We start from the raw sequence: 21,508 nt of genomic DNA, 5'->3' as shown, positions 1-21,508 counted from the left end.
GCAGTGCGAAAGCGATTTGCTTGACTGAAATACCATTATTGAAAAATGATATATCTAGATGTTTCCACCAACCAGTGAGGTATGTGCAACCCCAAAACTGCACTCTTCATCTCGACATTCTTGTTTCTTCGAATGACGGCTCGGTAATCAGCAACAAGAGCTTGTCTCTGGCTTCAGGTGGCGCAAATTGGTATTGGCTCTCACTTATGGCATCGCTCACCGATAAACCAAGTTAAATACCACGCTCAAGCCGTGCTTCCCGCTGCCAATTGTTGCCAGACTTTAGTGGCCAACTAATCCGGACAGTAAATTAGGCCTGAACCGGCGACCGCCCGTCATTATGTAGATGGGGGCGGCAGAGAGTCCATAGACACCTTCGCCAGTTGTTCACGCTTTTCGATCAGGAAATCCGTAAGTGCCCTTATCTTGGCTGGCATCTGCGCGCGTGACGGCACATACAGATAAAAACCGGGAGACGGCTTACACCAAGGGCCAAGTACCCTTATCAGCCGACCCTCGGCCAGATGCTCATGAATGCACAGATCCAGATATTTAATCAGGCCTACGCCCTGCAACGCAGCGTTCAGCATGTTCTCGTCATCATTGAATACCGCATTGCCTTTAGGTTCGAACACTAAAGTGCGCTTCTCGGCATCGGGAGAAGTAAACGACCAACGGTCAATCGTGCCGCTGGATGTGAAACGGTAGGCAAGGCAGTTGTGCTGCATCAGATCTGCTGGCGTTTTGGGTATGCCGTGCCGTTCAAAATATTCCGGCGACCCAACAATGGCCATCTCAAGGGGGGGCGTAACGGGCACCGCCACCATGTGCTCGTCCAGGCTCGCACCCAGTCGAATGCCGGCGTCCATTCCGTCAGCCACAATATTTGATAAACCGTCATTCATTACCAGCTCCAGCCGTACCTTGGGATGGCGCGAGAGAAATTCGCCCATATGCGGCTCGATCAGCAACCTGGTGGCAATGCGAGAAGCGTTCATGCGGATCAAGCCCGAAGGTTCGACATGGGTTTCCCCCAGTTCCGACACCGCACGTTCGATGGCCATCAGCGCCGGCTCCAAGACATCCAACAAGCGCTGGCCTTCCTCGGTCAGAGACATATGCCGTGTCGTACGGTTAAGCAGCCGCACATTTAAGTGCTGCTCTAATCCTTTCAGATGCTGAGACAAGGCTCCACGCGTTACCTCCATCTCTGTGGCGGCTTTGGTGAAGCTACGGTGACGGGCGATATGGGCAAACCACGTCAGGGAAGCAAGAAGTGCAGGCTCGATTTTCATTTGTATAGTCTAGCTAAACACTCATGTTACTAAAAGTGCGTTTATTAAACCCAATCACTTTCCTACTATTTGTGCTAACCCCTATATCACAACCCCTTTTGTAGGAGACTCCATATGCCTAACGTCACTTTCAAGAACCTCAACGGCCAGGGCATCACCATGGCCGCCGTTATAAACTTCCCCGCAGGCTTCAACGAGAGCAAACAGTACCCTGCTGTTGTTGTATCTCACCCCGGCGGCGGGGTGAAGGAACAAGCTGCCGGCCTGTACGCCAAAAAGCTGGCTGAGCACGGTCTGATCAGTATCGCGTTTGATCGCTCCTATCAGGGGGAAAGCAGCGGAGAACCGCGCCAACTGGAAAACCCCTACATCAGCACCGAAGACGTCAGCGCCGTGGTGGACTACCTGACCACACTGCCCTACGTAGACAATGACAAGATTGGAGCCATGGGCATCTGTGCCGGTGCTGGCTACAGCGCCAATGCTGCAATCAATGATCGCCGTATCCGGGCACTTGGCATGGTCAGCGCGGTGAACATCGGCCAGATGTTCCGTAATGGCTGGGATGGCTCCGTCAAGGATGCCGAGGCTCTGCCCTATATAGAGGCAGGTACGCACGCCCGTACCGCCGATGCCAGGGGCAACGACATGGCCGTTATGCCCCTGGCCCCGATGAAGGAAGAAGACGCCCCCAACAACGAACTGCGTGGCGCCTGGGAGTATTACCACACGCCACGTTGCCAGCACCCTAACGCCCCTGGCTTTACCCTGGCGCGCTGCCTGACACAAATCATCACTTATGACGCCTACCACAAGGCTGAGGCCTTTCTGAGCCAGCCGATCCTGGCGGTGGCAGGCAGCAACGCGGGCAGCAAGTGGATGAGTGACGATCTGCTTGCCCGCGCTGCCAGTACCGACAAGACACTGCACATTGTTGAAGGTGCCGATCACATGGACCTGTACGATGTACCCAGGTACGTGGATGAGGCCATTTCGAAGCTGGCACCGTTCTTCCTGACCAAGCTGAAGTAATCCTGATCAGGGGCGTATCTGCCCCATCATTAATTTAATGGAGCCCGACATGAATTCCGTCCAGACTGTCACCTATCAGAACCTGGGGTGGGAAACCGCCGCCGATCTCTACCTGCCGCCCGGCTTTGACGAGCACAACAAATACCCTGCCATTGTCAGTACCCACCCTATCGGCAGTTGCAAGGAGCAGACTGCCGGCAACATCTACGCCAAGGACCTGGCTCGGGAAGGCTTCATTGTGCTGGTGCACGATGCGAGCTTCCAGGGTGCCAGCGGCGGAACGCCACGCGGCATTGAAGATCCGTCTATTCGGGTGTCTGACATTCGTTTTGCCGTGGATTACCTTCAATCGCTGCCCTACGTTGATGCCGACCGTATCGGTGCGATTGGTGTGTGCGGCGGCGGGGCCTACACGGTGCATGCAGGAATAACCGATCATCGCCTCAAGGCGCTGGTGTCCATCACCGGAGTGAATTATGGCCGCCTGATCCGCGAAGGTTTTGCCCAGTTCAAGCCGCGCGAATTGGCGCAACACATTGCCGGGATGCGTACTGAGCAGGCCCAGGGCGCGGCGCGTGAGGTGACCGATCTGTTGCCCGAATCGGTAGATTCGGCAAAACAGGCCGGGATTACCGACATTGATGTGCTCGAAGCCACCGAGTACTACAAAACAGCCCGAGGCCAGCAGCCGAACGGCACCACCAGCCAGCTGATGTCGTTCAGTGGTGCCGCCATGGGCTGGGATGCTTTTACCCATGCCGAAGTGCTGCTGACGCAGCCGCTGATGATCGTTATCGGCGACAAGCCTGGCGGTTTCGGCGCCTACCGTGATGGCTGGGAAATCTACGGTCGTGCCGCATCGGAAAACAAGCACATCGTGGTGGCCGAAGGTTGGTCGCACTATGATCTGTACGACAAACCCGAGCCGGTGGGTATCGCCTTGGCCCAGGTGGTGCCCTTCTTTAAGGAGAACCTCTAACAGGCATACCGTAATGTCTTCCCTGAAGCGCGCGCTGCAGAAAGCCGCGCTTCCATCGTTTAACCAGGACAATAGATGTTGAGGTGCAGCTCTGTGAAGTCACTGTCATTCTTGCACTGGAGCCTTATTGTGCTCGTGCTGGCCATTGTCGTTATATCGGGTGTATTACTCGCCGTGACCTGGACTGAAAAGCGACAGGCCCGCCAACTGGAGGGCAAGCTTCCCTTTGCGGGCTCCTTGGTCACGGACTCCCGTACGGCTGTGGTGTATTTCTCGCGCTCGGGCAACACTGCACTGGCTGCCCGTCATGTCGCCGCACGGCTCAATGCACAACTCTTCCCCCTGGAAGCACCAGACTACCAGCTCGGCCTCAGCGGCCTGGCCCACGCCCTTAAGGACGCCAACGCACTGAAAACCGAACCAGAGGCACTGCCCGACATCACCCCGCATGTCCTTGACCTGACCCCCTTCGAGAGTATTTGGCTCGGTTCACCGGTGTGGCTCTACAGTCCTGCTCCGCCGATCTGGGCCTTTCTTGAACACAACCGCTTCGATGGCCAGCATGTAGTGCTCTTCAATACCTTTAATAGTCATTTCAGCGATGAATATATTGAGAAGTTCAGGGCCAAGGTAATGGCCCGCGGCGCACGTTCATTTGAGCATCGGCACGTGTTACGTGGCCGGATGACACAGCAACTGACCCCCGACGACATGCGCCGTCTCATTGAGGATGAGTGGCTCGATGGTTAGCAAAGCATCATTACCGGCCCGTATGCTTTAAAAGCCGGTATTGTAGAACCCGAACACTGCTAGAAACGGGCCTATTCCAGTGCCTCCCCCACACCAGATAGCACAAGGCTTGATAAAGCCCACATAATAAAAAGCCCCTGCATGCAGGGGCTTTTCTTATTCATCGATAACCAGCCTCACTCCCACTCTAATATCAACAGTGAATTTTAACCTTTAACTATCAGCAACTTAAAAAGTAGACATTGTTCAATACCAAGAAAAATACCATGTTCAGAATTTTCATAAACTTTGCATGAAAATACAGTATCATCCCACAGAAGCAGGAACCCGTTATGACAGCTCTCACTTGTAAAGCGTAGCGTTACGAGATACACTCAAACCCATGATCACAGGATTCCAACATAAAGGGCTTGAAGCCTTCTACAAGACTGGGACGACCCGAGGCATTCAGGCGGCACATGCGGCCAAACTGAGTCGTATCCTGGCGTTACTGGACGTTGCCGCTGGACCAGACGACCTCAACATTCCTTCGTTCAGATTACACCAGTTGAAAGGTGAGCTGAACGGGTACTGGTCAATTCGGGTAAACGGCAACTGGCGTGTGACCTTTCGGTTCATTGGAGTGGATGTTGAATTGGTCAATTACGTCGATTACCACTAGGGAGAATAAACCATGATGATGAACCCTCCGCACCCAGGCGAATTGCTGCGCGAAGACGTTATTGCTGAACTGGGCCTGTCCGTCAAGGAAACGGCTGAGCGACTGGGCATGTCCCGTGTAGCTCTGTCCCGTGTACTGAACGGCCGAGCAGCGATCAGCCCTGACCTTGCGCTTCGCCTAGAAATGGCAGGAGTGAGCACGGCCCGAGCCTGGCTCGCCATGCAGGTGAACTATGATCTGGCCCAAGCCAGGCAGCACCCGCAACCACCTATCAAGGCGTTACAAGCAGCTGGTTGATACCTTAACTCAGCGTGATAAAGAAACCGCCTCACTTGAGGCGGTTTTCATGTTAATAGGGATACAGCTTTGCTTTCCGGCCAGAACTATCACGACCTTGTACCTGGTTCACACGCGGGTTTCAGGGAGAGTTTTAAGGTGTAAATATTGCTCATTGATGAGTTCGGCAACCTTTTTGTTTCGGCTATCGTTACTTGCAAGCAGCTCGGCAACAGCCAGCAGCGCCTTGGCTTTGGTGTTGATATCCAGCTCCTTTCCCCAGAACGCCGGGACCAACCAAAGTCTGCCGGCAGGGTCTGGCTTTGCTGCCTTGAGCAGAGCAAGCTTTTTCTGCAGTGGCTCAAAGGTAAAAAGCTGTAACTCATAAGGTTGTAAAAGTACGGGAAGTCGCATCAACCTGTGCAAAAAATCATATGGGCGTGCTGATCCCTTGCCATCAAGCCTTAAGAGGAGATTATTTAGGATAATAATTTAAAATAAAATCATTTAACCCTTGTTTTTGTACAGGTTCGCCACCATCTTTGTTTGATAATATATGCCGGAGGTGACATGGCTGAACTACAAAAACAGATGCTGGCTTACCATGACCAGATAAAGCTTGGGACTTATGAAGAGAACACGGGCCTACGCAAAAAGCGAGACCTATTGCTTGATGAACTGAGGGAGTCGTTGGCAGAGGAAAAGATACCCAACACTGAGCGAAAATTGACATTTTCCAAGCTCGATCAGGGATCTTATGCAATGCATACCGGCGTAAAGCCCGTGGATGGAGATTATGACATCGATGTCGGAGTTATCTTCGACATTACCAATGATGAGTACGACTCTCGTGAGTTGAAAAAGTTAGTCAGAGACAAGCTTAAAAAGAAAAACAACAGAACAGTTGTATTTAACAGGCCCTGTATCACCGTAAAGTATCTAGATGGATACCATGTTGACTTGCCTGTTTACACCCGAAATGATGGAGATATCCATATCGCTTGGGGTAAAGAGTTCTCAGCAGAATACAGTTGGTACGAGGCCGATCCAGAGGGGCTTAAGACATGGGTCTATGACGTATCGGTTGACTCCGATGCTCGTGCTCAATTCAGACGTTGTGTCCGCTACCTCAAGCGGTGGAAAGATAATCAATTTAGTAATAACGGCAACGTTGCTCCTCCATCCATCGGGCTCACTATCCAGGCTCGAGATGCTTTCACCTACAAAGCAGGTAGTGATCTTGACTGCCTCATTGCCATCGCAAGTAGCATAAAAAACAGTTTTTCAAGTACGTTAGATCTTGAAACCCTCACTTCCAAAAAGACAGTCGCTGTCAATCTACCCGTAAAGCCATATAAAAATGTCTACTACAAGATGACACCGGCTCAACTCGACAACTATTACAACAAGGTGGATGCTCTGCTGGAAGCTTTGGAATGCGCTAGAGATAACGACTCAGCTCATGAGGCAAGCAAGCTCATGAGGAAGATCTTCGGTGATTTTCCGCTTATTGAAGACAGTCGAGCCATCAAGCAAGCGCCTTATGTGACGACCGGGAACAATGCATGACCCCAGAGGAGCTGAACAAGGTAGTCAAGCAGATTGAGTTAGCCTTCATCATTGAACAATCTCAAACCGGCGATCGAACCCATCGATTTACCCTTCAAGGTAATTCAAGAGTTTGGGAGGTTGAATTGTGGTTTGGTGCAACCTTTCCCTTCTGCCTACCGAAAGCCAAATTGCTTGATCAAGCTCTGATCGGGAAACTGCCGCATGTCAACATACTTGGCACTATCTGTGTCGAGGAGAGCGATAGCGTACTGATTGATTATGCGAAGCCAGAGCTCATAATCATTAGTTTCTTGGCTGATGTGCTCCGTCTGTTAGAACGAGTATCACTCAAGATATATCGAAGTGAGTTGCATAATGAGATTGAAGGTTATTATTCTAGTATGCCAGCTGTTAACTCATTTTATTTCGCTGGAACTGAACCAGAAAAAGCAACCCTGAAAGTAATTCAAAGGCAACGGATTCTTGGATACAGTTACACTATTCCTATAATGCTATCAGGTGATGGGGAACGGCCTCCTATAGAATTCAGCAACACGGAGAAATTAGGCCAACTTCAAAGCATAAATATTCCCCACCTTCCTCTAAAGCAAGCCATTGATCCACCCGAAAATGCCAGCGAAATCACGAACGACTATGTCACGCAGCTTCTCAAATTAGTTGATGAGCATGCGCTAGGCGTCCTGCGAGAAATCCTTAAGAGAAAGGATCATGGCAGGCAATTCTTCGTGCTTTTTAGTATGCCTCGAGATGGAAAAGAGCGATCCCAGTTGCTTCTTCATTTCAAAGCAAACGCATGTTTACTGCACCCTTTACTAAAGTTCTGCCCAGATTGGGAAGTTGATACTTATTCTGTGCAGAGGCACAACAAAGCATACCTCTTAGATAGGGGGGGAGCTAATGCGTCGCTCAGCCAAAAGAAAGTCGCTGTCATAGGTTGTGGTTCGGTTGGTGGTGAGGTTGCCGCCATGCTTGCAAAGTCGGGCGTTGGTGAGCTTATTTTAATAGACCCTGACACGCTCGAAGCAGACAACATATATCGCCATCGACTTGGGGGTTCTTACCTTAACTTCATGCCTTCAAGAAGTGATGGAAAAGTAAGGGCGGTAAACAAAGTTCACGCGCTCGCTTCAGAAATCCAGGCGAACTTGCCTTTTGTCAAAGTCATCCCTGTTGCATCAATGGCAGAAAAAGTTAATGCAATTAGATCTATAAGTGGTGTTGACACTGTAGTCGTCGCTGTCGGAAATCCAAGTCTCAGTCTTCTGTTAAACAAGCAGCTGCTGAAGTTGGGAGTCAACCATGCCATTTTCTGTTGGAACGAAGCTTCCGGTTACGGTGGACATTCGGTTTCATTAAAGCTGGCAAAGGTATGTTATGAATGCCTTTTTAGTGATGAAAATGGCTTTACGGCGGAACACATACTTTCGTTAGTTAAGCCGGGTCAAGCTATCTCTAAGAACCTTACTGGTTGTGCTGGCGTATTTACTCCCTTTTCATACCTGGATTCATCACGCACAGCTGCTATTGCTGCACAACAAACTATAGATGCTCTTCTTGGTCACAATAACTTGTCCGTCGCTCACTCTTGGAAGGGGAAAAACAGGTATGGGTTACAAGTTACAGAGCGTTTTAACCAGATGCAGATACAAGAAGAATTGGTACTAGTAAAACAAGCAGGTTGCCGGGGTTGTCATGCAAAGTGACTGGTCAATTGATGTTCCAAATCTTGGTGAAGTCATATTTCGCCAAGAGCTATTAAAATCGCTTGCGAAGTTTCGCCAGCTCGACGCTTGTGACAAAGAATCAGGAGGCGTATTAATCGGCAAATATCTGAATTCTGGTGGCGCAATGCAAATTGATGATTTCACACCGCCTCAACCAACAGATAAGCAGAGTCGATGTGGTTTCTATCGCTCAGCAACCCATAACAGGATCGTGACCCAGGCCTGGAGAGAGAGTGAAGGCCACGCTACCTATGTTGGCCTTTGGCACACCCATCCAGAGTCCAACCCCAACTATTCCTTGTTAGACAGGCGTGATTGGGAGAAAGCCCTTAAAGAGTCTCGATACGAAGGGCAACATTTGTTTTTCATCATCGTCGGCCAACAAAGTTTGCGCTGCTGGGTGGGCGTGAATTCAAAGAAGGAAACTAAAATATCGCTCATTGGAGAACGTCACTTTGGTAAATAAAATTCTGCTTGCTCCGATTCCGGAAAATTTTTGAGGTTAAAGTGAAGAAACATCTTAAATTTACATGGTACAAATTCTTGAGTTGGATAGATGCCTACGTTCGCTGGTGCACAAGGCCGAAGAGCAAGCTGATGGTAGCTGGTCGCTCCCTAGTCAGTATCGGAGTAATAGGGCTAATAGGCGTTACGGCATTCAAGTTCACTTACGCTGCGCCTGATGGAAGTCAGCTGAAATTTTCCGTGCAAGAAAGTGACCTACCTCTGTACATTACTGCGGTTTTGTTGAGTATCACTGCATTAGGGATCGTGCTGATAATTATTGATGCAATCATATTTATAAAGGATAGCAAGGAGGCTAATAACATCCTAGTAGAGCATATTGCCTTGTACCCACCGTTGAGCACATCTTTTGCTTCTACAGTGACCAAAGCCTACGGTAGGGTAACTAGCAATAAAATTGACATCTCCAAATATTACGAAGGTGGGGTTTTATCCAAGCCGGAAGATGCGATCAACAATACACACGTTTTGCTTGAAAGCGCATTGACAGCGCATTCCAACGCAACAGGCAACAGTAAAGCTGTGGTTCACTACGGCGGTACTCCTCCTGTCTCATTTGGCTTCTACGCTGGCTATTTAGTTGGAAACACTACCAAGGTAGTACTGTGGGACTATGAGCGAAATGCTGGACTTTGGCACCCTCTAGACAGAGGATTTGATGACAACAGACCTTTAATTTGCTTCGATGAATACCAAGAAAATTCAAATGAAGTGGCTTTGTTAATGAGCATCTCATTTGATGTTGATAACGTAGCCAGAGCCTGCGCCCCTACTAAATCCCTTGTCACCATTACTATGCCTGAGATTCACCATGACAACATGTCTAGTTTGTCAAAGCTAAATGACTTCCTTGTTGAGTTTCGCAAGTTGCTCAATCGGTTGAGTCGAGATGGAGTCAAGAGGGTTCACGTTTATTGTGCAGCGCAGGCTTCATTTAATTTCTCTGTCGGGCAGCAAATTACCAAAAACCACCCATCGTTTGTAGTGTACGAGTATGTCCATAGTTCGGAAAATAAATACCCTTGGGGTTTAGAGTTCAATGATAGTCCCGATAGCTCGTATAAAATTATAAAGAGTTAATCGCCACCAATAAACTAGATACTCTCCAGTCGTTTTTGGTATTGGTTCTCGTAATCTACGGCTTGAAAATCCTCCGGCGTCGCTCGACCAGTTTCAGCCTGGTAGTAAAGGATCGTGAACATATTGGCAACCGCCTCCACGACGGGCGAAACCTGCCGGGCGGTTTCTTGGTCGATGAACTCCAAGGCAACCAGCTCGGTCGCGGCCTGGTGAATTTCTTACTGAACTTCGATATTATGTGTGGTTGTCATGTGTCACCTCTCTGTCAGGTGGTATATGGAAATGCGGGCCGGTGCGCCATCACCGACCCATGTGCTTTCTAACTACTTGTGTCAGCCAAACGGCCAGCGTCTCATTTTGTCGATTTGATCGACCGCTCTCGTCATGTACTTGTAAGCACGCCCGGCCAACCTGTTTTTGAATACCCCCATTTTGTCGGCAATGGCTTTCATCTTCGGGCTGTATCCTCTGTTGTGCAGCCACTGCCCCAAAAAATACAAAGCAAGCATCACAATGAACATCACAGCGAAGAAACCAAATATCTCCGCAAGGTTTTTAGGTGGAAAGTTAAACTCCATAATCAGAGGAACCATAAAAAATGCCAGTCAGAAAACTGACTGGCATTTTATTTTTTTGAAAAAGCGGATTAGCTATTCATAGCTAGCCCTACTCCCACTCTAACATCAACAATAAGAAAACATACTTAAATAACAGATGGTTATAAAATCACTTACTCTCGATACCATTACCCATACCATGCTCAGATTTTTTTTGATTTTTTCCTGCTCGTCGACGCTCTAGTTCGGCTTTGGCCCAAGCAGAGGATTCAGCCATATCTTGGCGCAATTCAGCCACCTCCTCGGGCGTCAGCCTTCTAACTTTCGGCTCCGCCAGGTTGATAGAAGCCTTATCCACACTAAGCGTCACAAACTTCTCCTAAAATCACATCATTACGTCATGACTCTGACACACCCGCCATTTAGCGGTTTGCAATATCAAAAATACCCACGTTCCAACACAATATCTTCAGAGTCATGCTCTACCGCTGGAAAGCATTCGTTGAGGTGCCAAATTAAACGCTTGAATCCTTCAAGACTAAGCGGGTGGCTATCCAAAAAGTCACTATACCACTCCCTCCTCTCATGCCTCCCTTCTGCTGTAGAAAAGGCAGAACGCTGATTTGAACCTAAACGTTTAGCTCGTCTAAGAACAATAACTTCATCCATCGCCGTTAGCTTCGTATTAATCGGTGTCATATCCAACCATTCACAAAGCAGCACATACTTTGACCCCGATGACACCCGCTTAAGCTCCCCCGCCGTTGCAGCAGCTTCTTGGAACATCGTCTTATCTAGGTTGGTCTTTATCTCTGTAGCAAAATAAGAAACGTGGAAGTCTTGCTCAAAGGCATCATCAGGATTTGAAGGTGTCGTAATCCTCAACTTGTGCTGACGAGTGACAGAGAAATCTTGATCTTTGCGCTTGATATAAACACCACCGTTAGACAAAGAGAGCAATGGACTTTCAAAAGAAAGACCTGCGAAGCTGGCTCTTGGTCCACACTCAAGTCCATTTTGCCTTGCAAAGCCAAGGATTAATCGTGCATCAAATAGACGTGGAAGAAACTCCTCCAAAATAGTATTGTCTAGCTTTAACTGACCTTTTTGCCGGTATAGAAAGTTCTCTTCAGAGCAAAAGATAAGATCAAACTCTACAGACTTTTTATACTCATTAAGCAGCCCCACTAACTCTGCTAACAACTCATCTCCCTCGCTCTGAAGCGCATCCATGCTTGCAACCCAAGAATCGTAAGCTTGTATTTGTGCTTCTACGCGCGGTCGATCACTAGCAGGAAGCTTAGTGTTTCTCGCTAAGGCATGTAGCTTATCTCCATGCGCTCGAATTTGAACAACATTAACCATTAACAACACTTCCTATCAGTGGCGAAGGGGTAATTTTATTAGCTGATGCAATAGCATCTGAGATTTCCACACGCCTCTCTTCCGGACAATACTCCAATGCATTTCTTAACGCTTGAGCACCAACTGCCCGCCCGATTTCCACAGCTTTATCATGGGAATATTTTTGAGGGACCATAGTAAGAACATCTTCATAAATGGACTCTCCAAATCTATTCATGAATTTCCGTTCATTCCAGTCAGTAAGTTTATACCCCATGCCCTCACAAGCTATTGCACTTATTAATTCACTATTTTTAAAAGATACAGAGCGAACATTAGACTCACGGCCTAATACTATAGTTATTTTCGCGTTATCTTTTAGGACACGACCAGCCTCCACAAAGAACTGCGCAATATCCATACAGTATTGAACTACTGTCATATACCTATTTTGACGGAATTTTCTATTGGCCCCTATTTCAGACTTCGCGGCTGTTAGCGGCGTATGTCCAAGAGCCTCGATAATTGGCCGGTAGTTCTGATGATAATTAAAAACATTTATGTACGGAGGAGAAGTCACTAAATAATCAAAAGTATTATCCGCTTCATTAATAGCTCTAGCGTCCCCAACTCTAGCTTCAATTTTGCACTGAGAGTTATTCGTGTCGAAAGCAACAGACAAATAACGGTCAACTCCTTTTTCCACCTTGTTTACAGCGATAGATTTAGCGTTAGAAAACAAAAAGAGAAGAACTCCCTCTAATGCAATTTTCTCCTGAGCATCTAACTGTAAGCTGAAAAATAGTTCAGCAGCTTTACCAACTTCAATGATTCCTTGCTCATCAGAGGACAACTGCAAGTCCCTGCTAAATTGCCGTATGCGTTCAACCAATGGCCAACGAAAATCAGGCTTCATTCCGGCCAATTCACTTACTTTAGCTAGACATACTGCGGCTGGGTTAACATCCATTCCCAAAGCACTAAACTCGCCCCTAGCAGCCTCACGTAGAACAGTTCCACTCCCACAGAATGGGTCAAGAATACGGTCACCTTTCTTACAGTGCTTTGCAAGAAGATACTCAATTAACTGTGGACTAAATTGTCCTCGCCAAGGCAGTGCACTAGTACGCTCTTTTTCTACGATATCAAGGTGATGCTGGTCATCGCTCTGCTGAACACGACCAGAAAATGCCGAATAGCTAAGCGCCTGGGCAGCATCAAAATCTTGAATCAGGATATTTTCCATCTACATCATTCTCCTGAGAAAACTTACTCTTTTCATGCTTCCAGAAGTGTTTTTAACTCTCATGACGATCTTCCAAGCGATCAAAAGGCAAACTAGACTGCAGCCCTTGTACTGAACGCTGCACATAGTCACGCATAAAATCACGGATTAAAACTGACGCCGGCCGATCATTAGCCTTGGCGGCCCGAAGAAAGGCTTCTTTAAGCTCCGCATCAACACGGCAAGTGAAATTTGTCTGCGCCATCCTATACTCTCCAGCACTACAATGCACGCATTATGCACTAACAGTGTAATGAATGAAAGGCACGTTTAGGGCGCTAACCGCTACAACAGAGACAGCAGAGAACCTAAGCGATACGCTCTTAGTCCTTACAGCTAAGACCTCGGCATAACGACCTTGGTCATGACCTTACCCATTTCCTCCTGCGTCGCTTCGATCTTGCTGAGAACAGCAAGGATCGTTGACTGACCGAACTGGGCAGTTCGCACGTCATCGGTAAGCCATAGCTTCAATAGGCCACCCAAACGGCCAAGATCGCCGTTGATTCGAGCCAACTCCCGGACCTGCTCACAATCGACCACACCCTTGATCTTGTAGCCCTGACCAACCTCACGCAGATAACGCGCAGCGCTCATACCTGCTCGCTCTGCTTGCGCCTCGATATGTTCCTTTTCCTCGGGTAAGCAGTACACCTTGATAGGTGTACTGCTCTTCCTCGTTATTTGTTTTGCCTTATCGTTCATCATCTTTTGCCTTACCTCCTTGTTACCTGGCGGATAGTGTCCAACGCCTCCTGGAAGTCCTCTGGCGTCGCTCGACCAGTTTCAGCCTGGTAGTACAGGATCGTGAACATATTGGCGACTGCCTCCGCGACAGGCGAAATCTGCCGAGCGGTTTCCTGGTCGATGAACTCCAGGGCGGCCAGCTTGGTCGCTGCCTGATGAATTGCTTGCTGAGCTTCGATATTATGTGTGGTTGTCATGTGTCACCTCTCTGACAGGTGGTATGTGGAAATGCGGGCCGGTGCACCATCACCGGCCCGTGTGCTTTCTAACTACTTGCGTCGGCCAAACGGCCAGCGTCTCATTTTGTCGATTTGATCGACTGATCGCGTCATGTCCTTGTAAGCACGCCCGGCCAACCTGTTTTGGAATACCTCCATTTTGTCGGCAATGGCTTTCATCTTCGGGCCGTGTCCGGTGTTGTGCAGCCACTGGCCCAAAAAATAGAAGGCCAGCATCACAATGAACATCACTGCGAAGAAACCAAATACCTCCGCAAGGTTTTGGGGTGGAAAGTTAAACTCCATAATCAGTAATCCTTATCTAGTTAGGCCATGCGGCCTTTTTTAACAAAGCTGGCAATCTCACTATTTCGTTCCTGCTGACGTTCCTGGGCATACGAAACGTAATCCTCAACGTCGAGGGTGTGCTTTTCCGGGTCGCGCTCTTGCCATTCTGCGTGTGCTTGGCGGGCTTCTTCCTGGTCCTCACTGGATAGGCCATCAAAGCCGCCGGTTTGATTCATCCAGCCAGTGCCGCCACCGCCTAAGCTATCGTTGTCAAATGCAGGGGAAGCGTCGTCAGTCGCCCTCCTTGTCGTCGTCATCCCAGTTATCTTTCGTACTGTTTCGGATCGAGCTGGCTAGACGACCTCCAGCAGTTCGGCCAATCCGATCCCCGGCCATATCACCCATACCCTTCATCAAATTTGCACCGGTATCCGCTGCAATACGACCAGCTTTTACAGCGCTGCCTTTAAAGCCGCCGCCAGAGGATTCGCCACCGCTAGAAGATTGGCCGGACGCTTGGGAAAATGAGCCAGCTTCATCAGAGTCGCCGCCACCGCTAAATGCTCCGCCCAGGCTCGACATAACGTCAGTATTGTTCGCTACGTTCTCACCTGCTTTTGCAAATGCAGCCTGAATAGCAGACGCACCGCCAGCGGTAGCCATTGCTGCACCGGCAGCCATACCGCCAGTGGCAACAGCCGCTCCAGCCATCGCTCCGGCACTGATACTGCCAGCACCTGCCGCCGCACCGCCTCCAGGAACCAGGCTGGCGACCACATTGGGAACCGAGTGAATGAGCATCACGAGAACCAGTGAAACGACAAAGATCACCAGCAGTTCACGCATAGGGGCATCATTGGACAGATCGGCATAGAAACCGTCCATGATCGACATGGCAATGCCAATGAGCAACGTCATTGTCATCAACTTCAAAGCAACGCCTAATACGCTTTTGAAGTAGTTGATTGCTATATCTGAAGTCCAACGCGAACCACCAAACCCCAGCACGAAGACACCGGCATAGATCAATATCCAAGCCGTCACCAAGGCCAACAACACATTGGCCGCCACTACCGCCATACATGCCAAAATTGCCAGCGTGATTAAGAAGATAGACAAGTTATCTATCGGGCTTGTGATGCTGTATGACTTACCAGCTTTCACAATAATGTCGAACGCAATACTGATAGGCTCTGACGGGGTTAGGTCTCTCGGAAGGCCACCGGCTTGGGCACCGATCGTTCTCAATGAGTCGATGATTGACGTCGCAAAGTCTGGGCCGTTCCTGAGCAACCAGAGAAAGAAACCAAACGTCAGGATGAAGCGCACGAACTCGGCAAAGAACTCCCTTATATCCGCTTGTTTAAGGATTAAGGTCCCGCCAGTCCAAACAAGGGATATTGTGCCCAGCGTCCAGAACAGCCAGGCGGCATAGTTTGTAATTACCGTGCCCCAAGTAGCACTGGCCGTCATGAAACGCACGGCCACTTCATCCAAGACACCATTAGGCTCAATGGCCGCTGACGCCGTTTGCGAAGTCAGTAAAACTGCCAGGAGCATCACAAGTCGAATGAATATCTTGCTCATGATTAGAACCCCTTGTTCTTGGAGCGATCCGTGGGTTCGCCCATATCCCAAAGACAGTTCCCTTCTTCCCTCTGCTCTTTCGTCAGGTTTGGGTTGTCACAGTTGATCGTTGCAGGCTTTGGCCCATCATCTTCACCGCACCCCACCAGAACGAAAGAGGCCAACGCGCTAACGATAAAAACTCGGGTGATATTCTTCATGATTAAAACCCCCTGTTTTCTGAGCGGTCGGTTGGCTCGCCCATATCGAACAACCTTTCACGGGACGCTTGATATTGAGCTTCGCGGTCGGCGTCGGCCTGCATTTGCGTGCCAACGGCATTTTGCTGAGCAATCAGCAGGCTACGGATTTGCAGGAGCTGGTTGGCCTGGTTGCTGGCGAGCTGATTGGCGTAGCCAATGGCGGCCAGTTGGCCGTCTGCGCCCTGGGCGGCAGATTGCAGACGCTGGAGCTGTCGGGCGTCAGCCTGCAAGTTGTCTTGCTGCTGCTCCAGACCCTTAAACAGCGCGTCGTTGGCCTTCTTCTGCGATTCGGACGCCAGGCGGCGGTTCTCGGCCATCGCGGCCCGTTCGGCATCGCTGCACCCCGCCGACGAGAAACAAGGCGAGCTGCGGTAATAGGCCACGTCCTGGAACTTGCCCAGGTACGCATCGAGGCTGCCAAGCTGGTTCTGGTAATAGGCGAGCGTGTTGGTCGCCTGGTTCAGATCGTTGATGGTGCGCTGCGCCTGGTCCCAAATATGGGCCGCCGGGGCCATCGTGTTTTGCAGTTGGTTTTCGTACTGCTGGAGTTGGGTTTGGTATTCCTGAATCTGCTTGGCCGTCTGCGCGACCGCTTCCAAAGCAGACATGATGTTTTGCGTCAGATTGGTGCCATCAACTACTGGAATACCGGCGTAGACGGGCTGCAAAGTGCAGGTCGTCATAACGACGGCCAGAGCAATTTTAGCGGCTAAATTTTTTCTTTTAACTTTTTGCATACGTTGATCTCCATTACCAATGAATGCTTTATCGTGCCTTTCAATACATAACGTATAAGCTCAATAATTGGACATAAAAGTTGACATGAAGAATTTAAGCCAATAACTCCTACGGCGGCAGCCGGTAGCCTCGAAGAGCAAGATTCCCGTTGAGCACCTCCGGTGCGAATAAAGGGGAGTGAAATAGGAACCGCCGACTTGTCGGTGGGCCTACTTCACCTATCTTGCCCGCCTTTCAGCGTTGTTTACGCCAAGGAAAGTGTTGCCGCGAAAATCTGTTCTTTAGTGCAAACCATATAAAATCGCTTGTGCACCCTCTTGCTAGAACAGAAGCACGAAATAAGCACGTAATATCAGGCAATTACTACGCTAACGCGGGAGTTTACACAGCAAACAAACACAGAAATACACAGCTTTACCAATTTAGGAGGGATAGCGCCCCTCAAGTGTCAATGAAACGTACAAGTGCTAGCAACTCATCGAGTGTAGAGCGCTGTATTTCATGGGTTTTCTAACCCACTAGACGCTCTCGCCAGCTTTTTCTTTGACGGTTTCAGATTGATATCGATTGGGTCATGCGGTCAGGAGGGATCGCTATTAACACCCTGCGCGTGTCGAGCCACTAGCACCCAGCTTCGGACAGTTTTTCGGCACAACGTCAGTGCAGATAGGAAATGTAGTGTTGTAGTATGTTGTATGGTGCTACTACAACCTACAAACCGCACGCATTTCCAGCCTACTACCGCCTGAAGTGGCTATTCATCTTGATGTATGGATTACGGCTTTCTGAACCGCCCAGAGAGGCGCTCCAGCCCCCCCACCCAAACCCCTAGTTAGCCTCTGAACGACGCTCCTGGGGCTTGTAAGGCGGCTTTGGTCGTCCTTCGGACGGATTGAACGCCAATAAAAGGTGAAAGCCCTTGACGAGTAAGCAGAATCGGCCACCCTCTTGGCGTTAAAACATCGGCCAAAGGCCGATTGAGTTGGCAAGGTATGAACGCGCCATTCAGGCGCGGGCTATGCCGCGCATGATGGATATTCTTTGGAATATCTTGGATCGATTTCCAAAACAGGCCGGAAAGCCTTGCCCTGCAAGCGTTTGCGCGATTGTAGCGGGTACTGTTATGCCGGGGATGGGATACTGTTATGCCGGGGCACGGGTACTATTATGCCGGGGATGGGTGCTGTCGCGCCGGGGGGTGGCCTGGTTGGCCCCTGGCCGCCTAATTTCCCATTTCCCCTTGGCGTATTCATGTACAGTCCAACCCACTGAAATAAGTTCAGTCAACGCTTTCCGGGCCGTCTGACGGCGCTTTTTCAAGGTGTTGGGGTTCTTCGTTTCGTCCGGCCAAACGTAGTTGCAAAGAGTATCCAGTTCTACCCGCCCAGATTTACCGGCATCAATCCAGCCCGATAATCGCTGATGTATTAATCGAGCAGGATCGGTCTGTAGCATCCGAACCTCAGTCATGTCGAGCCGAGTATGTGGACGCTCTCCCATTACAGCCTCTGCTAATCGAGGATTAAGGCTGACAAACAGTTTACCCTCCCGGTCGTCGCTGACGTAATCGGACAGTATGCGGAACCCCTGACGCTGCCCGTTACGCTCCACAATGACCGATACTGCCCATAGGCGCTCGATGCTATCGCGGATAGTTTTGAACTGGCTGCCTCCATCGTCGGCATAACCAAGTTCTCGGGCCAATTGTCGGAAGCTGCCCTTGGCAACCATTGCATCCTTCTCAACCGCGTCCCACTTCAGGTCTAACAAGAGACGCAATTGCTGCCCAACTTCTGATTCTGTTTCATTTCGCAGCACAATCCCGCGTCCCCCATCACCAGAAATTGCGGCCATAGCCACAAGCCCTTGTAAGATACGAAGATCATCAACACCTAGAGGCTCCGGCCCCCAGAAACGTATCGAATCCTCGCCATGGGTATAGGTTACGTCCAGCTTGAGCCGCTTGCGCTCTCCACGCTTCAGACTACGGAACAAGCCAGGAGCCAGGCAGTGAGCTGGATCATGTCGAACATGGGTAAAATCAAAGCTCATCACGTGACCTCCCCTTAGATTTCTTGAATGGCAACACACCATTGGCTACGCGCTGCCGCTCCAGCACGGCAGGTTTCAGCACACCGCCCTCGTGACGCCGGAACCAACGCTCTGCGAAAGGAGAGCCATAATTCGCCTTGCTCACGCCATAGCGGACGAAGTACCCACGCTGACTATCATCAACACCCCATTCCTCAGCCTCGGTTTGCGTCATGCCAGACAGATACGATTGCCAGCGAATGTTATCGACCAGAACAGACGACCCACGGCTGGCCTGTTGCTGGTCACCCGCACCAATCATGGCGGCGCTCTTACTGGCATGGTGCAAAAATACGATAGAGCACCCCGTATCGGCGGCAATGGCCTCCATACGTCCGATCACTTGCGCCATTGGACCGCTAACGTTTTCATCTTCGATGTGGAAACGACGTAAGGTGTCCAGGATCATCAGGCGGCGGCCCGCAGCCGCTCGCTTAAGGCCATCGAACCAATCGAGACACATGATGTTGGGGCACCTTCCTATCAGCGGCTCAATCAGCAAGCCTTCAGCAACGGCTTGCCGCTGCTCGGCAGTGAGATGTGCTCCAAGCGCATGTAATCGGTGATGGATAGCAGCTGGAGGATCTTCTGCGGGAAGATAGATAACTTGCCCAACAGGAAATTCTCCGACCTCCAGCAAGTCCGGGCCTCCAGCGATCTGCGTGGCAAGCTGTAAGGCCAGCATGGATTTTCCGGCACCACCTGGTGAAACCAAGGCCCCCACAGTGCCGGAAACCATGTTAGGTAAAACATAATCAAGAGGCAGCGGCGCTTCCGAAAAGGCCGCCATAAGATCAAGGGCCATACTGTTAGGCCCCTATCGTGTTGCCAGGCCGAGTAGCCTGGATTCCTGAAGACTTACGCTCCTCAATCCACTGCTCTACTTCCGACAGGTCCCACGCGACGTTTCTGCTGGTAAGTGCAATTCGACGAGGGAACTCACCTCGCTTCTCCAAGTTGTAAATTGTCCGTGAGGAGAGAGGAATCATCTCCAAGAGCACTTTTCGATTGATCAGCGTCTTGTTTGCCATTGTTTGCATACTTGTGCCTCCACTTACTTATGAAAGCTCTATAGTGCCCAGCAATTCCACTTGATTAAGGCTATTAATTGGCTAAAATGGTTGACATGAAAAATGAGTCGAACATCGTCATCTGGGAAGGCTGTGATCCAATCGTCACGAAAGCTATCCAGCGTTTTGAAGAACGCTGGCATCCTTACTCTGCATCTTCGATAGTTCGATTGATAGAGGAAGTCATCGATCCTGCCTTGGCTGCTTACATGGATACTCTTCCAGAGAGCTACGCAGGTCATGTTCCTGGAGCAGGTACTGGAGTAGGGTTCAGCGCGATCATTCGAATGGTAGGACTTGAGGCCATGGTACGAATGCAACGCCAATTACTACGTCAGTTCATTAAGACAGTGGAGCAGAAGAGTCCGATGGACGAGTGCTTCACAGCGACTCTCGAATCCTTGACCGGACTGATTAGGGATTGTGCGTGCAAGCGCCCCAAAAGGACAATCGTCATCTGGGAGAGCTGTGCCCCAATAGTCACAGAAGCTATCCAACGGTTTGAAGAACGCTGGCATCCTTACTCTGCGTCCTCAAGACGCTACCCGATCGTGCGCTTGATAGAGGAAGTCATCGATCCTGCCCTGGCAACCTACATGGATACCCTTCCAGGAAGCTACGCTGGTTATGTTCCTGGAGCCGGTACTGGACTAGGATTCAGCGCGATCATTCGAATGGTAGGACTTGAGGCCATGGAACGAATGCAACGCCAGTTACTGCGCCAGTTCATCAAGACAGTAGAACAGAAGACCACGACGGACGAGCACTTCATAGCGACTCTCGAATCCTTGACTGGGCTGGTTTGGGAATGTGCTTGCAAGCGCCCCAAAAGATCATTCTCTACAAAAGGCGTCAACTTAAACGAACAACGTAAACACGATTTTTGCGAATTATGCGGAAACAAGACAGAGTTCGCGGCATTCATGACGACGGTGGCAGGTCAGCATATCAATGACGTTGAATTAGAGGATCGTAAGAAACTTGAGCTCAGCCACAAGTACTGCGAAGAGCATAGACCCAAGTTGGTGAATGGTGAGTGGAACCCTACTTATAGGCAGGCAAAACGCTCTCAAACACAATTTAATATCGAACTCACACGACTGACCCACCAGTGTGCGAATCGGTCCAAGCCTCACGCTATGTCAGGCGATGAGTTGATTGACAGCTACTTCTTCCAATTAATGTTGCGTCTAACTCTGCAACCAGCAGACAAATCCGAATTACGCAATATCGCCCGCAGAATGGTGAATTCTAAGCTATCGGATACGAAGAAAAAAATGTTGGTACTAAAGCGAAACGGCTTTAACCAGGAGGAGATAGGGAAACGAATACTAAATGCCAAGCAGCAGCCAATGACGCGCCAGGCAGTGTCTAAAGCGTTATCGAAAGTTCCCGATGATTTTAAATTAAAAAGATAGAAACACATAGATACAATTATATAAAAATA

General features: G+C 49.7%; 28 protein-coding genes. 10 read left to right on the top strand and 18 right to left on the bottom strand.

The features are described 5' to 3' along the window. Positions 1-338 precede the first annotated feature (338 nt). Entirely contained in the window at positions 339-1,295 is a 957-nt protein-coding gene (locus tag OJHNALOF_RS08685; RefSeq protein ID WP_094199490.1) for a LysR family transcriptional regulator, read from the bottom strand. A gap of 114 nt (positions 1,296-1,409) precedes the next feature. Between OJHNALOF_RS08685 and OJHNALOF_RS08680 the strand changes: the two genes are divergently transcribed. From OJHNALOF_RS08680 to OJHNALOF_RS08660, 5 genes are all read left to right on the top strand, one after another. Continuing rightward, the gene (locus OJHNALOF_RS08680; RefSeq protein ID WP_165661756.1) at positions 1,410-2,327 is read left to right on the top strand and encodes an alpha/beta hydrolase; all 918 of its coding nucleotides are present in this window, start codon (positions 1,410-1,412) and stop codon (positions 2,325-2,327) included. Positions 2,328-2,376: 49 nt separating this feature from the next. Next, complete coding sequence (locus OJHNALOF_RS08675) at positions 2,377-3,306, top strand: alpha/beta hydrolase (RefSeq protein ID WP_165661755.1); 930 nt, start codon at positions 2,377-2,379, stop codon at positions 3,304-3,306. Positions 3,307-3,399: 93 nt separating this feature from the next. Further along, a complete protein-coding gene (locus tag OJHNALOF_RS08670; protein ID WP_206063593.1) occupies positions 3,400-4,056 on the top strand; it encodes a flavodoxin in 657 nt (218 codons plus the stop codon). 382 nt (positions 4,057-4,438) lie between these two features. Beyond that, positions 4,439-4,717 carry a type II toxin-antitoxin system RelE/ParE family toxin gene (locus tag OJHNALOF_RS08665; protein WP_165661754.1) on the top strand — a complete coding sequence of 93 codons (279 nt, stop codon included), beginning with the start codon at positions 4,439-4,441 and terminating at the stop codon, positions 4,715-4,717. Positions 4,718-4,729: 12 nt separating this feature from the next. Continuing rightward, positions 4,730-5,014: a HigA family addiction module antitoxin gene (locus OJHNALOF_RS08660; RefSeq protein ID WP_025739069.1), complete on the top strand. Its 285-nt coding sequence runs from the start codon at positions 4,730-4,732 to the stop codon at positions 5,012-5,014. 108 nt (positions 5,015-5,122) lie between these two features. Here OJHNALOF_RS08660 and OJHNALOF_RS08655 read toward each other — a convergent pair whose 3' ends face one another. Then, complete coding sequence (locus tag OJHNALOF_RS08655; protein ID WP_240919655.1) at positions 5,123-5,407, bottom strand: type IV toxin-antitoxin system AbiEi family antitoxin; 285 nt, start codon at positions 5,405-5,407, stop codon at positions 5,123-5,125. 156 nt (positions 5,408-5,563) lie between these two features. Between OJHNALOF_RS08655 and OJHNALOF_RS08650 the strand changes: the two genes are divergently transcribed. Genes OJHNALOF_RS08650 through OJHNALOF_RS08635 form a run of 4 tightly spaced genes read left to right on the top strand, consistent with a single transcriptional unit; the run spans position 5,564 to position 9,894 of the window. Then, on the top strand, positions 5,564-6,562 hold the full coding sequence (locus OJHNALOF_RS08650) for a nucleotidyltransferase (protein ID WP_165661753.1): 999 nt from the start codon (positions 5,564-5,566) through the stop codon (positions 6,560-6,562). Next, positions 6,559-8,268: a ThiF family adenylyltransferase gene (locus OJHNALOF_RS08645; RefSeq protein ID WP_165661752.1), complete on the top strand. Its 1,710-nt coding sequence runs from the start codon at positions 6,559-6,561 to the stop codon at positions 8,266-8,268. The genes OJHNALOF_RS08650 and OJHNALOF_RS08645 overlap by 4 nt, the downstream gene beginning before the upstream one ends. Continuing rightward, entirely contained in the window at positions 8,258-8,755 is a 498-nt protein-coding gene (locus OJHNALOF_RS08640; protein WP_165661751.1) for a Mov34/MPN/PAD-1 family protein, read from the top strand. Before OJHNALOF_RS08645 ends, OJHNALOF_RS08640 begins: the two co-directional genes overlap by 11 nt. A 41-nt stretch (positions 8,756-8,796) precedes the next feature. Further along, positions 8,797-9,894, top strand: a complete 1,098-nt coding sequence (locus OJHNALOF_RS08635; protein WP_370462304.1) for an SAVED domain-containing protein — start codon at positions 8,797-8,799, stop codon at positions 9,892-9,894. 14 nt (positions 9,895-9,908) lie between these two features. Here the strand turns inward: OJHNALOF_RS08635 and OJHNALOF_RS08630 are convergent, their stop codons facing one another. From OJHNALOF_RS08630 to OJHNALOF_RS08555, 16 genes are all read right to left on the bottom strand, one after another. After that, entirely contained in the window at positions 9,909-10,109 is a 201-nt protein-coding gene (locus tag OJHNALOF_RS08630; RefSeq protein ID WP_165661916.1) for a type I toxin-antitoxin system ptaRNA1 family toxin, read from the bottom strand. 117 nt (positions 10,110-10,226) lie between these two features. Further along, positions 10,227-10,472 (bottom strand): hypothetical protein, encoded by a 246-nt coding sequence (locus OJHNALOF_RS08625; RefSeq protein WP_165661750.1) that lies wholly within the window; start codon positions 10,470-10,472, stop codon positions 10,227-10,229. A 148-nt stretch (positions 10,473-10,620) separates the two neighbouring features. Then, a complete protein-coding gene (locus OJHNALOF_RS08620; protein WP_165661156.1) occupies positions 10,621-10,821 on the bottom strand; it encodes a hypothetical protein in 201 nt (66 codons plus the stop codon). 68 nt (positions 10,822-10,889) lie between these two features. Next, entirely contained in the window at positions 10,890-11,816 is a 927-nt protein-coding gene (locus OJHNALOF_RS08615; protein ID WP_165661749.1) for a Bpu10I family restriction endonuclease, read from the bottom strand. Continuing rightward, complete coding sequence (locus tag OJHNALOF_RS08610; protein ID WP_165661748.1) at positions 11,809-13,041, bottom strand: DNA methyltransferase; 1,233 nt, start codon at positions 13,039-13,041, stop codon at positions 11,809-11,811. Before OJHNALOF_RS08610 ends, OJHNALOF_RS08615 begins: the two co-directional genes overlap by 8 nt. A 52-nt stretch (positions 13,042-13,093) precedes the next feature. Then, entirely contained in the window at positions 13,094-13,285 is a 192-nt protein-coding gene (locus OJHNALOF_RS08605; RefSeq protein ID WP_165661747.1) for a hypothetical protein, read from the bottom strand. 131 nt (positions 13,286-13,416) lie between these two features. Further along, positions 13,417-13,785: a conjugal transfer transcriptional regulator TraJ gene (gene traJ / locus OJHNALOF_RS08600; RefSeq protein WP_165661915.1), complete on the bottom strand. Its 369-nt coding sequence runs from the start codon at positions 13,783-13,785 to the stop codon at positions 13,417-13,419. Positions 13,786-13,796: 11 nt separating this feature from the next. Continuing rightward, positions 13,797-14,024 (bottom strand): type I toxin-antitoxin system ptaRNA1 family toxin, encoded by a 228-nt coding sequence (locus tag OJHNALOF_RS08595; protein ID WP_165661746.1) that lies wholly within the window; start codon positions 14,022-14,024, stop codon positions 13,797-13,799. Positions 14,025-14,096: 72 nt separating this feature from the next. Then, positions 14,097-14,351: a hypothetical protein gene (locus tag OJHNALOF_RS08590; protein WP_027696797.1), complete on the bottom strand. Its 255-nt coding sequence runs from the start codon at positions 14,349-14,351 to the stop codon at positions 14,097-14,099. A 20-nt stretch (positions 14,352-14,371) separates the two neighbouring features. Continuing rightward, positions 14,372-14,569: a conjugal transfer protein TrbL gene (locus OJHNALOF_RS08585; RefSeq protein WP_240919687.1), complete on the bottom strand. Its 198-nt coding sequence runs from the start codon at positions 14,567-14,569 to the stop codon at positions 14,372-14,374. Between the two features lie 55 nt (positions 14,570-14,624). Continuing rightward, on the bottom strand, positions 14,625-15,920 hold the full coding sequence (gene trbL, locus OJHNALOF_RS08580; RefSeq protein WP_165661744.1) for a P-type conjugative transfer protein TrbL: 1,296 nt from the start codon (positions 15,918-15,920) through the stop codon (positions 14,625-14,627). Between the two features lie 2 nt (positions 15,921-15,922). Further along, a complete protein-coding gene (locus tag OJHNALOF_RS08575; RefSeq protein WP_000790452.1) occupies positions 15,923-16,120 on the bottom strand; it encodes a hypothetical protein in 198 nt (65 codons plus the stop codon). Between the two features lie 2 nt (positions 16,121-16,122). Next, positions 16,123-16,899 (bottom strand): P-type conjugative transfer protein TrbJ, encoded by a 777-nt coding sequence (trbJ, locus tag OJHNALOF_RS08570; RefSeq protein WP_165661743.1) that lies wholly within the window; start codon positions 16,897-16,899, stop codon positions 16,123-16,125. Positions 16,900-18,043: 1,144 nt separating this feature from the next. After that, positions 18,044-18,952, bottom strand: coding sequence for a replication protein C, IncQ-type (gene repC / locus OJHNALOF_RS08565; RefSeq protein WP_165661914.1), 909 nt, complete (start codon positions 18,950-18,952; stop codon positions 18,044-18,046). Further along, positions 18,942-19,796, bottom strand: a complete 855-nt coding sequence (locus tag OJHNALOF_RS08560) for a helicase RepA family protein (RefSeq protein ID WP_025673712.1) — start codon at positions 19,794-19,796, stop codon at positions 18,942-18,944. Before OJHNALOF_RS08560 ends, repC begins: the two co-directional genes overlap by 11 nt. 4 nt (positions 19,797-19,800) lie before the next feature. Further along, positions 19,801-20,031 carry an AlpA family phage regulatory protein gene (locus tag OJHNALOF_RS08555; protein ID WP_025673713.1) on the bottom strand — a complete coding sequence of 77 codons (231 nt, stop codon included), beginning with the start codon at positions 20,029-20,031 and terminating at the stop codon, positions 19,801-19,803. Positions 20,032-20,099: 68 nt separating this feature from the next. Here OJHNALOF_RS08555 and OJHNALOF_RS08550 point away from each other — a divergent pair, with 68 nt between their 5' ends. Next, entirely contained in the window at positions 20,100-21,479 is a 1,380-nt protein-coding gene (locus OJHNALOF_RS08550; RefSeq protein WP_206063590.1) for a hypothetical protein, read from the top strand. Positions 21,480-21,508: the final 29 nt, after the last annotated feature.

Source organism: Oceanimonas sp. MB9 (assembly GCF_011319775.1).
In the GTDB taxonomy this organism is placed as follows: Bacteria; Pseudomonadota; Gammaproteobacteria; order Enterobacterales; family Aeromonadaceae; genus Oceanimonas; species Oceanimonas doudoroffii.
The sequence above is the reverse complement of the archived record's forward strand: the minus strand, read 5'-3'. Positions and strand labels throughout refer to the sequence as shown.